This is a genomic window from Paenibacillus sp. UNC217MF, from assembly GCF_000686865.1.
GTDB classification, from domain to species: domain Bacteria; phylum Bacillota; class Bacilli; order Paenibacillales; family Paenibacillaceae; genus Paenibacillus_B; species Paenibacillus_B suaedae.
Window position 1 is genome coordinate 76,770 of sequence record NZ_JMLT01000018.1, and the last position, 15,120, is coordinate 91,889.

Sequence of the window (15,120 nt, forward strand, 5' to 3'; positions counted from 1 at the left end):
GACTTAATATAATCGGCCTGCTACTTCCTCTACGGCATGAAGGAACTCCCCTCTGCTAAGCGCAGATGCAACGGCTTCAATCTCCTTGCTTAAAGAGCGATCCGTCGTTACCGGCGGTACAAGCTTGCGCACCAAGTCGAAGAGCGCACGCGTCGAAGGAGCCAGCTTCTCTGCGCCTCGGAACTCGGCGGCTTCTGCCGCACAGATCAGCTCAATGGCCAGCACCTTGGACACATTGTCTACCACTTGTGCCGCATGGCGGGCAGACGTCGTGCCCATCGATACATGATCCTCCTGATTGGCGGAGGAAGGGATCGAGTCGACGCTCGCCGGATGAGCCAGTACTTTGTTCTCCGAGACGAGCGATGCGCTCACGTACTGCGGAATCATCATGCCGGACGCCATACCAGGCTGATGGCTAAGGAATGCAGGCAGCCCGCCAGACAATGCCGGATTGACAAGCCGCTCCGTGCGCCGCTCCGCTATGTTGGCTAGCTCGCTCATCCCTATTTTCAAGAAATCCATTGCAAACGCCATCGGCTGTCCATGGAAATTCCCGCCTGAGATGACTGTGCCCTGTTCCAAAAACAAGAGCGGATTATCGGTCGCTGCGTTCATCTCCACATTCAACTTATCCTCCACATAAGCAAGCACCTGTCGCGATGCGCCATGAACCTGAGGCAAGCAGCGCAGAGAATAGGCATCCTGCACACGAATGTCGCCTTGCTTCGTCGTCAACTGACTGCCGCTCAGCAGTGTTCTTAGATTGGCAGCGACGCCAATCTGCTCTGGATAAGGCCGGACGCGCTGAAGCTCATCCGCGAACGCATCCGTAATCCCATGCAAGCACTCCACCGTCAGAGCCGCGATCGCATCCGCCGTCTTGGCAAGCCGCAGGGCATGCACATAAGTCAGTGCACCGATTGCTGTCATAATCTGTGTGCCATTGATGAGCGACAGTCCTTCCTTGGCCTGCAGCTGCACGGGCTTCAGACCTGCCGATGCCAATGCATCATGACCGGACATGCGCGTTCCATGATAGACAGCTTCCCCTTCACCCATAAGAACCAGCGCCAAGTGCGACAATGGGGCCAAATCTCCGCTCGCGCCAAGTGATCCCTGCTCAGGGATCACCGGATGAACGCCCCGGTTGAGGCAATCGATGAGCAATTGAAGCGTTTCCAGACGAATGCCGGAGAATCCCTTCGCGAGGGCGTTCGCCCGCAGCAGCATGATCGTACGCACCGCTGCCTCTGGCAAGGAAGAACCAACGGCACAGGCATGACTCCGAATTAAGTTGGCTTGCAATTCTGCCGAATCCTCCGGCGAAATCATGACATCGCTGAATTTGCCGAATCCAGTAGTCACCCCATATACCACTTTATTCGCATCCACAAATTCCTCGACCATTTCACGGCATCGCATGACGCGCTGTACGGCGTCGGAGGCGAGAACCACTGGAGCGTAATCATAGGCAATCGCAGTCAGTTGACCTAGTGCCAATTGTCCTCCGTCCAGCGTGATTGGCCCCGTATGCTCTTCTTGTTGCAAATGTTTAACTGCCACAACCATTCCTCTCCTTTCTTGCTTTACCAAAAGAAAGAGGCTGTGCGGAAGTTGTTAGCTTCCACACAGCCTCTTGTTCAAAAGGGCCGACCTATGAAATTGCTCATCCCAGTAACAATGATGAACGCGCATCACTATGCATCGCCCTTTCATTTGAATTAGATAGGCAAATATATCCATTTCATTTACTATTACATGTGTATTCATTTCTGTCAAGTATGGTGCATCAGCAGACTGACGGATTAAGCGCCTTGGCCATCGCATCCACATAGCTCTGACTTGCGCGCCGGCTCACTTCCGCGTCGGGGACGAACACTTCGAAGCCATGATAGCTTCCAGGATACAGATGGAACTCAACATCTACCCCCGCTTCCGCAAGTCGAGTCACATAATCGATCGTCTCATCTCGGAACAGATCGAGCTGGCCAATACACGTATAGGTCGGCGGCAGCCCCGCCAAACTTTCTGCGCTCGACGGCACCGCATATGGGGATACTTCGCGAGTGTCGCTAGCATCTCCCAAGTACATGCTCCAGGCTGCTACGTTATTCGTCCGGTTCCAGGTTGCGTTGTCGGCCATAACTTCATAGCTTGATGCCGACTTATTTCGGTTGTCGAGCATCGGATACAGCGGCATTTGGAAGATAAGGGCCGGACCGCCTTTGTCGCGAGCCATTAAGGCAAGCGCTGCGGTTAGACCGCCGCCTCCACTCGCACCAGCTATCGCGACTCGATCTACATCAATGCCTAACGATTCGGCTTCATTCGTCATCCATATCAGGCCGGCGTAACAATCATCGATTGCAGCTGGGTAGGATGCTCGGGAGCAAGTCGGTAATCGACCGATACAACGATGCAATTCGCTGCCTGCACGAAGCGTTCGCACAAGTTATCGTCCATATCCGGATGCCCCATTACATAGCCTCCTCCATGAATCCACAGCATGGCCGGAAGCTTGGCGCCCGTTCGCGAGGCAGGCTCGTATACCTTGGCCAACATCTCGCCTGCTGCCCCCGGAATCATCTGGCTTGTCGTATGTACATGCTCTGACTTCTCAATCGGAGGATTTGACAACAAGCTTCTGCTCCACGCTAATTTCTCCTCTAGTTGAAAACCTGGAAACTGTGCTAATGCCGCTCTTAATTCCGGCGATACCCGACTTTCAAAATTCATGTAAGTTCCTCCAATACCGAGATGTAGTTTCGAAGCACTTGTTCTATTATCTATAACAACTCTGCATTACGCTTGAATTCCCGCTTCAGCTTCCCACTTGCTAATTTCCTCCCGAACTCGTGGCGCAACCTCCGTCCCTAACAGCTCAATCGCTCTCATTACTTGGTCATGCGGCATCGTGCTTAAGGGCACATACATCATAAAGCGTGTAATGCCTACCTGCTTGCGAAGGTGTATGATCTTGTGAGCAACCGTGTCCGGATCGCCAACATACAGCGCTCCTTCAAAGCTGCGGGCGGCGTCGAAGCTGGAACGGTCATAATACGCCCAGCCCCGCTCCTTGCCGAGTTTATTCATGCCTGCCTGGGTAGATGGGAAAAACATATCAGCTGCTGCTTCCGTATCCTCTGCAACAAATCCTATCGAATGTGAACCGACCTGGAGCCGCGATTCATCATGGCCAGCATGCGCGGCTGCCTTCTTATACAGCTGCACAAGCGGTGCAAAGTTCATCGGACTCCCGCCAATGATCGCCAGCATCAGCGGCAGTCCTAGCAGACCTGCACGGATAGCGGACTCCTGATTCCCCCCGCTCCCAATCCATACCGGCAATGGATCTTGAACCGAACGCGGATACACGCCCTGATTGCGAATCGCTGGCCGATGACGCCCTGACCAGGTAACCCTCTCAGACTCTCTTATGTGGAGAAGCAATTCCAAATGTTCTTCAAATAACTCATCATAATCGTTCAAATCATAGCCGAACAGGGGAAAAGATTCGACAAAGGAACCCCGGCCCGCCATAATTTCAGCACGTCCATTCGAAATCCCATCAAGCGCAGCAAAATCCTGATATACGCGCACTGGATCTGCTGAAGAAAGTACCGTCACCGCACTCGTCAGCCGAATGCGCGACGTCCGTGATGCAGCCGCTGCCAACACGATTGCAGGTGAAGATGCCGCATAGTCCTCGCGATGATGCTCCCCTATGCCGAACACATCAAGTCCCACCTGATCAGCAAGCACAATTTCCTCTACGACTTCGCGCAATCGCTGTGCGTGACTGATCACTTCACCAGTCTGAATATCCGGCTTTGTCTCTACAAACGAAGTAATACCAATCTCCACGGACAATCTCTCCTTATCGTATCGTTCATAGCATATCGAGTAGAGTAGGCTTGAAAACATTTATTTAACGTCGTATATATATCTTCATTTCGAGTGATTATTCAATTCTGTTGAGTGAGGTGATAAGCAATCCGATTCATGATGCTGAATCTGTAGATCATAGGACGCCAGCTTACCTTCATGCAGCAGCACCAACGCGTCTGGTTATTGTCCAAAAAAGGAGAGCTGCTGCACTGACAGAGGCTCCGAGCAAGCATACGCCTCCCCAGCCATAATGTGCATAGACATGGGTTGAAGCAATTGAGCCGCTTGCACTGCCGATCGAATAGAACACCATGTATCCGGCAGTTAGTCGACTGCGCGCCTCCGCGCGCAAAGGAAGGATCATCGTCTGATTCGTGACGTGTACGGCTTGCACCGCCAAGTCCAGCAGAACTATGCCAATCATTAATGCGAATAAGGACTGCTCCGTATAGCGGATGAACAACCATGAGAGCAGCAGTAGAACCAGAGAAAAGCCCGTCGTTCTCTGTCCATAGCCTCGATCAGCCAGCTTCCCCGCTCGTGCTGCCGCTAAAGCTCCGGCAACACCCGCTAGTCCAAACGCCCCGATAGCACTGTGTGAAAGCGATAGCGGCGGCGCACTAAGTGGCAGTACGAGTGAAGTCCACAAAATGCTGAAATCAGCAAAAATCAGCAGCGCCAGGACAGAGCGGATACGCAGCATCCGTTCTTGTACAAACAACGTAATCACGGATCCGAGCAGCTGAGGATAGGACAGTGACCTGACCTCACGCTCAATATGGGGCAGCACTCTAGCAAACATACAAACGATAAGCAGCAGCAGCGCAGCGGAGACTAGATATACGGCACGCCAACCTGCAAGATCCGTTACAATACCAGCAATGGACCTTGCAAGCAGAATGCCGATGACAATTCCGCTTGTGACAATGCCAACGACGCGTCCTCGTTCAGCGGGAGCAGCCATCGTTGCCGCAAGCGCCACAAGCGTCTGCGTCACTACGGCAAGCAGTCCCACCAATGCCATGCCAACAAATAGAACGGTGCTGGTAGGAGCCGTTCCCACGATAACGAGAGCGACCATGGACAATAACATCTGTCCGATAATTAACCGGCGCTGGTTCAACATATCCCCAAGCGGTACCAGCAGAAGCAATCCCAGCCCATAAAAGATCTGAGTGATCGTAATCACGATGCCAATGAGCGAATGCTCAATACCAAACTCAACCGACAGCTGATCGAGCAGTGGCTGGGCGAAGTAGATATTGGCGACAGACATGCCGCAAGCAGCCGCAAACAGCAGGATCACATAACGAGACATCGTCGTGTGCTGATCAGAATCAGACGTAAGCTGTGTTGCGGAATTCCCCTTGGCATGGGCATGAATCTCTGCCTTTTCTAGAACCTCCTCCATGTTGGACACACTTTACCTCCATTCGCTTAACTTAGTGATTATTATATTGTACCGATCGGTATGTTATAATTCCCAGTAAATATAGCTCACGCCAACTCTTATTGTCAACAAGTATATTTGACTTCATTAGCGTCTGCTGAAATGTCCATCCTCTCTCAATTAGGATAGTCCGACCTATATTTGACAAAGAGAACAGCTAATCATAAAATAATAGTATACTGGTCAGTACGTAAAAAAGAGAGGTATGTATTGTGGCAAGAACTCGTGAATTTGACGAAGGTAAAGTATTAGATGCGGCCATGCAGCTATTTTGGGAGAAGGGATATGAGGCTACCTCGTTAAGCGATCTAACCTCCAGAATGGGTATTCAGCGCCCTAGCATATACGCTGCCTTTGGAGACAAAAAAGAATTGTTCGAAACTGCGCTGCGCAAATACATGATGTCCCGGGCTTCTGAGACACGCGACAAGCTTCAAAGCCACTCTTCTGTCAAAGAAGCTTTTGCTGCGTTTTTTGCAGATGTGGTTGCTGAGGAATATGCAGGTGATTGCAGTCGGGGTTGTTTTTGCATTAATACCATGGTCGAACTTGCACCTCATGATGAGAAATTCGAAATTCTAACAAGAGAACATCAAATGTACTTGTCTGTCATTTTTCAAGAAACGATAGAGCGCGGGATTCAATTAGGCGAGCTCGATGCTCATATAGAAGCGAAGGCTCTGTCCCAAGCGCTCATCATCTCGCTAATTGGACTGACTGTTATGTTGAAGTCTCGTCCACAGCAATCATTTATTGATAATGCGATCAGAACGACGCTTGCGTTGCTGAAATAATGTAATGTAGGTCGTCTAGGAAATGAAAAAGCAGCAGTCTAGTACCCAAATAAAGTACTAGACTGCTGCTTTCTATTTTCAGCTGCTGAATTATCTCTCTGTTCTAATCCTTGCCTGTCTGTATCCAGACCTGATAGACGTATTACGATTTATAAATTCGGCTCCTGCTGTGAGAACTGTTGAAGCATTCCTCTTATCTGTTCTACCAATAGGGCCGGCGCTTTATGGGGCGAACCTGCATCAAACGGAGGCTGAGGGTCATATTCCAAGATCAACTGCACTCCTTTGCTCATCTCTTCACCCATTTCCCAGGCTACCAATTGGAGTGCCATGTCGATACCGGAAGAGATGCCGGCCGCTGTGACGATTTTGCCATGGCGAACCACTCTCTCATCTGTTGGAATGGCTCCAAGCGAACGAAGCAGTTCGAAGGATCCCCAATGACTTGTTGCCTTGGCACCATTCAACAAGCCAGCAGCACTCAAAATCAAAGATCCGTTGCACACCGATGTCGTCCAAGTCGTGGTCGCATGCAATTGGCGTATCCAATTCAACGTCGCTTCATCATTCATCGGAGCTTTATAGTTTGGCGGGCTGCAGCCAGGCACGACAAGAATATCAGCTGAAGTAATCTCCGAAAAGCTGTAATCGGCATGCATATAGCCCATTTTCGAATCTAATTTGATCAACCCTTTTTCTTTGGCGACAAACTTCACTTTGCATTTCATTGTAGCCGCAAATACTTCATAGGGCCCAATTGCGTCTAAGGCTGTGATTCCATCGTATAGCATGATTGCGATTTCCATCCAAGACCTCTCCCTTACGCATGGTGTTTGATTCGTATTCACACACAGTATACCATACCCCCCTATAGTATATTGGTGTCGATACTGTGAAACCATTGCTGGGTATAATGGAAAATAGCGTGTACATGCTCTATGCACCTGCGGCTCTCAATCAGCAATAAATTGCTATCTACAATAATGCACTCACCTCTAATAGTTCTTACCTAAATCTGCAGCATTCGATCCAGCGCCTTAACAGCATCGACCTTGATCGATTCTGGCACCGTAATGATGCCTACCGGCTTGCCTTGGTCAATCTGCTCCAATGACCAGAGCAAATGAGGCAGGTCGATCCGATTCATCGTTAAGCACGGGCACATATTCGGATTGAGCGATTCAATCTGCTTATCCGGGTGAGTATGGATGATGCGGTTCACGAGATTCATTTCCGTTCCGACGGCCCATTTCGTTCCGGGTTCCGCGGCATTGATCGTATCAATGATATACTTCGTGGATCCTGCATAATCCGATAACGCAACGACTTCACGCGAGCATTCAGGATGAACGATAATCTGAATCTCTGGATCTCGCTCCCGAACACTGCGAATATTGTCTACCGTGAACTTCTCATGTACTGAACAATGCCCCTTCCACAAGATAACCTGAATGCCTTGCACATCCTCACGATCTGTCACCAGCTCGCCCAGCTCCGGATCCCACAACGCCATGTCGCGCAGCGGAATGCCCAGATCATAAGCCGTGTTCCGTCCAAGATGCTGATCCGGCAGGAAGAGAATTCGCTCCTTCTGCTTGAACGCCCATGCCAATACTTCCTTCGCGTTAGATGAGGTTACCGTCGCGCCAGCATGTCGGCCAACGAAGGCTTTAATCTCAGCCGATGAATTGACATAGGTTAACGGAATAATGGTGTCTCCATACAATGCCTGCAGACGTTCCCACGCCACCTCGGTCTGCTGCATATTGGCCATATCCGCCATCGAACAGCCAGCACGCATATCTGGGAGCACAACGACTTGACTCGGAGATGACAGCATGTCAGCCGTCTCCGCCATGAAGTGAACACCGCAAAAGACAATAAACTCCGCATCTGTAATTCGCTGAGCAAGCTGCAGCGAATCCCCAGTAATGTCAGCAAACTGAATGACCTCATCCTTCTGATAATGGTGGCCGGGAATCAACAATCTCGAGCCGAACCGCTGCTTGATATCACGCACCCGCTGCTCCATCTCTTCCACACTCAGCCGCTTATAGTGCTCAGGCATCATGCCATGTTCGCCTCTCATCACTTCCAATATGGACATCGTCTCTCTCCCCCTCTGTTCCTTAACGAAGTTCTACATCCATGCTAATGTCTAGACTGTGTACCGAATGAGTCAAAAATCCGAGCGATATATAATCTACACCTGTTCCCCGATACTGGTGAAGCGTGTTGAACGTAATGCCCCCTGATGCCTCAGTTATGATGCTTTCTGGTGTTAATGATGCGAAGTGCTTCACTTCTTCCGGTGAGCGGTTATCGAACATAATGACATCTGCCTGCGCGGCAATGGCCTCCAACAGCTGTGCCTCCGATTCAATCTCTACCTCAATCCGAATCATGTGGCCGGCATAAGATCTCGCTCGTCTAACCGCCTCTGTGATCGAGCCGCAAGCCGCAATATGATTGTCCTTGATCATAATGCCGTCATATAGACCGAAGCGATGATTATAGCCGCCGCCTACACGCACCGCATACTTGTCGAGCATGCGCAGACCCGGCATCGTCTTGCGCGTATCACAAATTCGAGTATGCTCGTCATCGAGCAGCCGAATCGCTTGTCGCGTCTGAGTCGCAATCGCAGACATGCGCTGCAGCAAGTTCAGGACAACGCGCTCTCCAGTCAGCATTGCTCCCGCAGGTCCCTGTAAGACGGCTATTGGTTCTCCCTTAGATAGAGAGTCCCCATCTCGCTTCTGCAAGGAAATCTGAATCCCCTCTGACATCAGCCGAAAGCCCTCTGTAATGACATCCGTCCCTGCAAGCAATCCAGCAGCCTTACTTTTAATAATCGCTTCGCACTGTTCGCCGTCAAATAGAAATGACGATGTCTGATCCCCGCTTCCGATATCCTCCGCATAGAAGGATTCCAGCAGCCGTCTTAACTGAAAACGTTCCATGATGGCACAATCCTTTCGTTACGCACAATTTGAGTTCCTGTCAGGGAATGGACAATTTGTCTACTTCCCCAATTATGATAATCACGATTCGGACAATCGCTCCGGTAATGAGCCCCGCGGCTCTCCTCCCGCAGCAGAGCAGACTCGGTAACAAGTTGTGCCAGCTGCCACAAATTCGCAAGCTCCAACTGTTCCCTTGTGATTTTTTGCACTTTCAAGGCCTGTGTCGGCATCTCCATTAACCACTGCTTCATGCCCTGCAATTGTTCCCGATTCCGTTCAATTGCTGCTGCCGCCGTCATTCTACGCTGAAGCTCAGCAAGCGACGTCTGCGGAACCTGTATCGAAATGGAGTGCTGCACATTACCATCAACTATTTCAGCCTCGACTTCTTTAGCCATGCCTACTTCGCCAGTAATTGCTGCTTCACCCGTGAATGCTTCAGTCGCTCTGGTTCCTCTGACAACGTTTGCCTCAACCTCATCGGCCCGTGATCCCAGTTTCCCGAGTTCACTCGCACGAATTCGCATTGCCGCCCTGCGCCCTGTAACTAGGGCTTCCAGCAATGAATTGCTCGCTAGACGATTAGCTCCATGGAGTCCGTTGCAGCCAGCTTCCCCAATTGCAAATAATCCGTGAATACTGCTCTCTCCCCATTCATTAACTTGAATGCCCCCCATGAGGAAGTGCATGCCCGGTGCTACTGGAATCCGTCCCTGCTCCAGATCTACACCAGCTTCTTCACAAAGTCGTGTAATACTCGGGAAGCGACTTCGAAACTCTCCGCATGCTTGAATATCTATATACACCGCATGCCCTTGCTGCATCTCTTCATGAATTACACGAGCTACGACATCACGTGGAGCCAAATCCTTAAGTTCATGTCTGCCTTCCATAATCAGGCGGCCATGCTCGTCAATTAACACACCGCCTTCCCCGCGCACCGCTTCGGACACTAGTCCATAGCTGCGATCATCCTTCACAAGCAACGTCGGATGAAACTGCATGAATTCAAGATCCGTTAGATGCGCTCCTGCACGATAGGCCAGCATCAGCCCATCGCCGGTTGCAATCTGATGATTGCTGTGATGGCGATACAGGCCGCCACTTCCTCCTGTGGCTAACACGACATGATCAGCATGAAGCGTCTCGATCTGCCCTTCCTTGCTTCGGAGAACAACACCATTACAGTGCCCTTTCTCCACAAGAAGATCAATTACAGTAACATATTCACGGATTTGAACATGACTCGGGATCTGCTGCAGCAAATACTCCACCAGCATCCTGCCAGAGGCGTCACCGCCAGCATGAAAAATCCGATTCGCACGGTGAGCTCCCTCACGTCCCAGCATTAGCCTGCCATCGCGATCACGGTCAAAAGGAAACTGAGCCTCTACAAGCTCAAGCATAATTTCCTTGCCCTCCCGAATGACCGTCTGTACCATGTTCAGGTCGTTATGCCCCGCTCCGGCTTCAAGTGTATCTGCGATATGACTAAGCATCGTATCATCTGGCAAGTAGGAGGTAGCAATCCCCCCTTGTGCCAGAATTGAGTTGCTGTCTGACACCTTTCCTTTGGTTAATACAGTTGCGTGTATATGTGGAGGCAGCGAGGATAGTAGCGACAATGCCGCGACTCCAGAACCTACAACAATAACGGAGTGTTCTCCCTTTTCCATATCTCTTCACTTCTTTATTTCGAAAATAAGTGCAAGAACTTTACAAACAGACAATCATATAATATACATGTGTCTTTACACCTGTATTGACAGTAAATCTGATACAACATTACAATAAGCTCAGTCACTTTGCAAGCAAGGATTTTGATAAAGGTAACTCATTCCTGGATAGACATAGGAAAAGTGACTGCATGATGAGTAACAAATAACAAGAATATAAAGGGGACTTTCACCGTTGATATATTTGGATTACGCCGCTGCTGCACCTATGGATGAACAGGCGCTGCACCTACTAACCGAATTGAGCCGCGAAGCATACGGCAATAGTCACAGCCTTCATGACACAGGCGGCCGTGCAGCAAATGTGCTGGAATACTGCCGAGAGAAGCTGGCAAGTATGATAGGCGGAGTTAAGGAAGGCATATATTTTACGAGCGGAGGATCGGAGTCGAATCTATTGACGATTCAATCCATTCTCAACGGGTTGCCTGAGGGGAGAAAGCATCTTGTCACAACGGTAATGGAGCATGCCTCCATCCGTAATGCCATTCCCTATCTGGAACGGTTAGGGTACCGGGTGACGCTCATTGAGCCGAATGCGAGAGGCATCATTACGAAGGAAATTCTTGAACATGCACTTGAACCGGACACAGGCTTAGTATCCATTCAGCATGCCAATTCCGAGACAGGAATTGTGCAGCCGCTGGCAGAGCTGTCGCCTCTACTCAGAGCACGAGGCATTTTCCTGCATAGTGATATGGTTCAGACATTTGGCAAGCTCCCGATTGATATCCGCCAGTTGGGGGTGGATGCCTGCTCGTTGTCCAGCCACAAAGTGTATGGCCCCAAAGGGGTGGGAGCTTCCTACCTTCACCCACGAGTCCCTTGGCAGCCTGTCCTTCCAGGAACCCATCATGAACGCGGATTTCGCGCGGGCACAGTCAATGTTCCCGGTATTGGCGCCTTCGTGACCGCAGCCGAACATTGCGTAGAGAATCAAGCTGAGCTGTTATCACACTTCCGGCAGCTTCATACTTATTTGTTCACCCAAGCTGGGCGGCTTGGAATTCCACTCACCCCTGCTGTTAACGAACAATACGCCGAAGTTGCTCCACATATTGCCGGGTGCCTCTTTGACGGGATGGAGGGCCAATATGTTATGCTAGAATGTAATCGTAACGGAATCTGCATTTCGACCGGAACGGCCTGTGCAGCAGGTCATCAGGAGCATTCCCCCTCTCTTGCGGCTATTGGACTTCGCAAGGAGGAAGCGCTTCGGTTTATCCGCATTTCCTTCGGCAGATCCACAACTACTGAGCATCTGGACAGCCTATTAACATTGCTGGCGTCCTTGAAAGGAGCAAATCCAATTGGCGACTAACATCAAGCTGACAGGCGAAGAGCGCCGAACGAAGCTGCTGGATTGGCTGAAGTCCTCCTCTCCACTCACAGGAACCGAGTTGGCCCAACGAGCTAATGTATCACGCCAAGTAATCGTGCAAGATATGACCTTGCTAAAGGCGCGCAACGAGCCCATTCTCGCGACTAGCCAAGGATACGTATACATGGATCAAAGCACAAAAGAAAACGCCTCGTTGTTCGAGCGAGTAATTGCTGTTCAGCACGCACCCGAGCAAAGTGAGGAAGAACTGCTGCTTATCGTCGATTATGGCGTAGGCGTCAAGGATGTTATCGTGGAACACCCCATATACGGGCAAATCTCGGCACAAATCCGCGTCAATACCCGCAAAGAGGTCTATGATTTCATGAACAATATCCGCAGCAGCGGAGCAGCCTTCATCTCAGAGCTTACGAATGGAATTCATCTCCATACCTTGACCTCCCCAAGCGAAGAGCGATTGGATGAAGTATGCGAAGCGCTCAAAAAGGTCGGGTTCCTTATTACGGACTAAGCACGGGCACATTCTTACGGATAGATGTCTAATTGGCGTCTACATAGTTCCTGTGAAATGAAGAGATTCTCGATAATGGCAAATGAAAAGCGGCAGTATCAGGAATGACGAATCCTGAGCTGCCGCTTTCCGATATATACATCTTCATGACGCTGACATCACGAGCAACACGAACATCATGCTTTACTTCTACAGGTCATCAACCTGTGCAGGCCTTGTATAGAACTAGAACTCAAGATCATCCTACTCTACTGTGATACGCAGAGATACTTGTTTGCCGCCATATGAAAAGGTAAGGACAGCCTTCCCTTTACTTACTGCAGTAATCATCCCTTGATTGGCAGTCGCCTTGGCGTTCGACTTCGACTTGGCAAGTGACGTGACATCAGACGTGTTACCGCTGCTGTATACTGCCTGTACTCGATAGCTCGTCGACTGATGAGGCGCAAGCTTCGCCGTTGATGCCACAACGGTCAGCTTTTTCAACTTTGGTGTGACTTGAACCGGGATTTCAAACGTACGATCACCGTACACGCCCACAATTCTCGTCGTTCCCTCCGTAAGTCCTTTTACGCCGGAAACGGTTACTTTGGCAATTTGATCATTGCCGGACTTCCATGCTATCTTGCCAGCAAGAGACACCTTTTTGCCGCTCGATAAAGTGCCGATTACTTTAATGGGCTTCGCAGCTCCCGCTTCCACCACGAGAGATGTAGGCTGAACATCAATACTCACCAAGTTTTCCTGTAGTACAACGGGAAGAGTTACACCTTTCCCTCCATAATACAGTTTTACACTGACGCTTCCCTTTGGCTGCCCCACCGCCGTAACGACACCGCTGCCAACATCGATGCCCTGACCTGACGCTTTCGCCGTCACCTGTGAAGTTACATCTCTTGTGCTCCCGCCCGCATAGACCGCTTGAACGGAAAAAGCCGCAGACTTCCCGGGAGACAGTACCACCTTCGTAGGAGTTACAATTAGTTTTTTAATCGTAGCAGTAACGTGTACAGAAATATCAAACCTTTGTGATCCATATACGCCTGTAACGATCGTACTTCCTTCCGCCACTCCTTTAATTGTTGCGCCGCTCATTTTCACAACTTGCTCATTGCCTGACTGCCATTGCACCTTCGATCCAAGCGATACTTTTTTCCCATTGGATTCATATCCGTATACTTTAATCGACTTGGAGGAACCCGCACCTAATGTGACAGAATTAGATGGACTCACGTCATATTTCACAAACTCCTTAACGGAACCTGGCTGATTGCCGTATGTCACCGATACCGCGTCGCTCTGGGCATATAAACTTGTTGGGCATGATAAGGTCAAGATAAGCATCGAACAAACGATGAGCCACCCAATGCCAATGCGGCCTTTTCTAACTTCCAATACTGACTTCATAATTTCTCCTCTCTCAACGACTAGGTTCTCTATGTATAGCTAACGATTAGACTATGGTGGATTCAAAAAAGTTCACCTGTCCAATTATTTACTATATTATTTATTAACGGCTTATCGTGAGAAAAAGTGAACATCTCGCACGCGTATACGATTTCCTTCTCAATCCTTCGGCTAGGTTATGCAAGAATCTACTGCAAAGAAATCTTATGAAAATTACTTATTGGCACAAAAAAAGAATCCATTTTGAATAATGACAAATCAAAATGGATTCTTTGTATTGAATGTTCCGTTTATATAGTACTTAATTACTTATGAAACTTTACACGCTCTTCTAACGGTTTGAATTGCTTTTCACCTGGTGCAGCTGTTGGATTACCAAATGGCATTTGCGCAATAAGTTTCCAATTAGCAGGGATATTCCATTCTTTTTTCACTTCATCATCAATCAGTGGATTGTAATGCTGCAAAGATGCTCCCAATCCCTCTGCTTCCAATCCTGTCCACACCACTAATTGGTGCATACCCGATGCTTGGTTTGACCAAATTGGGAAGTTGTCAGCATATGCAGTAAATTGTTCTTGAAGTGATTTCACTACAGCCTCATCTTCAAAGAATAATACAGTACCATAACCTGCTTTGAAGGAATCCATTTTTTGTTGTGTTCCAGAAAAGTCTCCATCACCAACTACTTTTCTCAATGTTTCCGTTGTAATGTCCCATAATTTATTATGTGCCTCACCAGACAATACAACCAAACGCGAAGATTGTGAATTGAACGCTGACGGAGTGTGTTTCACAGCAAATTCGACGATTTCTTTGATTCTTTCATCTGATACTTTGACCTCTTTATTGATTCCGTAGTAAGTACGTCTTTCTTTAAGTGCAGTGTAGAAATCTTTTGTCATCGTTTTCTTCCTCCTAAATTCGATTATCCTTTAAATCGATATATGTTGTGGAAACATGTGTAAATAAATTAATTGCATCATTTTCGATACTTTTCATCCATCCTCAATTAATGTATCC

At 49.2% G+C, this 15,120-nt stretch carries 12 protein-coding genes and 1 pseudogene; 3 read left to right on the forward strand and 10 right to left on the reverse strand.

Annotated features, from left to right (window positions below; all coding sequences use genetic code 11):
- Positions 1-3 precede the first annotated feature (3 nt).
- From hutH to BP95_RS0111320, 4 genes and pseudogenes are all read right to left on the reverse strand, one after another.
- Positions 4-1,566 carry a histidine ammonia-lyase gene (gene hutH, locus BP95_RS0111305; protein WP_021254078.1) on the reverse strand — a complete coding sequence of 521 codons (1,563 nt, stop codon included), beginning with the start codon at positions 1,564-1,566 and terminating at the stop codon, positions 4-6.
- Positions 1,567-1,792: 226 nt separating this feature from the next.
- A pseudogene (locus tag BP95_RS30145) lies at positions 1,793-2,739 on the reverse strand (alpha/beta hydrolase).
- A 66-nt stretch (positions 2,740-2,805) separates the two neighbouring features.
- Positions 2,806-3,867 (reverse strand): LLM class flavin-dependent oxidoreductase, encoded by a 1,062-nt coding sequence (locus tag BP95_RS0111315; RefSeq protein WP_028532196.1) that lies wholly within the window; start codon positions 3,865-3,867, stop codon positions 2,806-2,808.
- A 178-nt stretch (positions 3,868-4,045) separates the two neighbouring features.
- Positions 4,046-5,209: an MFS transporter gene (locus tag BP95_RS0111320; protein ID WP_231515093.1), complete on the reverse strand. Its 1,164-nt coding sequence runs from the start codon at positions 5,207-5,209 to the stop codon at positions 4,046-4,048.
- 344 nt (positions 5,210-5,553) lie between these two features.
- On the opposite strand from BP95_RS0111320, the gene BP95_RS0111325 reads away from it, so the two are divergent.
- A complete protein-coding gene (locus BP95_RS0111325) occupies positions 5,554-6,135 on the forward strand; it encodes a TetR/AcrR family transcriptional regulator (protein WP_021254074.1) in 582 nt (193 codons plus the stop codon).
- 149 nt (positions 6,136-6,284) lie between these two features.
- On the opposite strand, the gene BP95_RS0111330 is transcribed toward BP95_RS0111325, so the two are convergent.
- The 4 genes from BP95_RS0111330 to nadB form a co-directional block, all read right to left on the reverse strand.
- Positions 6,285-6,941, reverse strand: a complete 657-nt coding sequence (locus BP95_RS0111330) for a DJ-1/PfpI family protein (protein WP_021254073.1) — start codon at positions 6,939-6,941, stop codon at positions 6,285-6,287.
- A gap of 203 nt (positions 6,942-7,144) precedes the next feature.
- Positions 7,145-8,242, reverse strand: a complete 1,098-nt coding sequence (nadA, locus tag BP95_RS0111335; protein WP_021254072.1) for a quinolinate synthase NadA — start codon at positions 8,240-8,242, stop codon at positions 7,145-7,147.
- 22 nt (positions 8,243-8,264) lie between these two features.
- Positions 8,265-9,098, reverse strand: a complete 834-nt coding sequence (gene nadC / locus BP95_RS0111340) for a carboxylating nicotinate-nucleotide diphosphorylase (RefSeq protein WP_028532198.1) — start codon at positions 9,096-9,098, stop codon at positions 8,265-8,267.
- Entirely contained in the window at positions 9,080-10,777 is a 1,698-nt protein-coding gene (gene nadB, locus BP95_RS0111345; protein WP_028532199.1) for an L-aspartate oxidase, read from the reverse strand. The genes nadC and nadB overlap by 19 nt, the downstream gene beginning before the upstream one ends.
- Positions 10,778-11,012: 235 nt before the next feature.
- Between nadB and BP95_RS0111350 the strand changes: the two genes are divergently transcribed.
- Positions 11,013-12,158: an IscS subfamily cysteine desulfurase gene (locus BP95_RS0111350; protein WP_028532200.1), complete on the forward strand. Its 1,146-nt coding sequence runs from the start codon at positions 11,013-11,015 to the stop codon at positions 12,156-12,158.
- On the forward strand, positions 12,148-12,690 hold the full coding sequence (locus BP95_RS0111355; protein ID WP_021259883.1) for a transcription repressor NadR: 543 nt from the start codon (positions 12,148-12,150) through the stop codon (positions 12,688-12,690). The genes BP95_RS0111350 and BP95_RS0111355 overlap by 11 nt, the downstream gene beginning before the upstream one ends.
- A gap of 243 nt (positions 12,691-12,933) precedes the next feature.
- Here the strand turns inward: BP95_RS0111355 and BP95_RS0111360 are convergent, their stop codons facing one another.
- Together BP95_RS0111360 and BP95_RS0111365 are read right to left on the reverse strand one after the other, a co-directional pair.
- Positions 12,934-14,097 carry an Ig-like domain-containing protein gene (locus BP95_RS0111360; protein WP_021254067.1) on the reverse strand — a complete coding sequence of 388 codons (1,164 nt, stop codon included), beginning with the start codon at positions 14,095-14,097 and terminating at the stop codon, positions 12,934-12,936.
- Positions 14,098-14,402: 305 nt separating this feature from the next.
- Entirely contained in the window at positions 14,403-15,002 is a 600-nt protein-coding gene (locus BP95_RS0111365) for a nitroreductase family protein (RefSeq protein WP_021254066.1), read from the reverse strand.
- Positions 15,003-15,120: the final 118 nt, after the last annotated feature.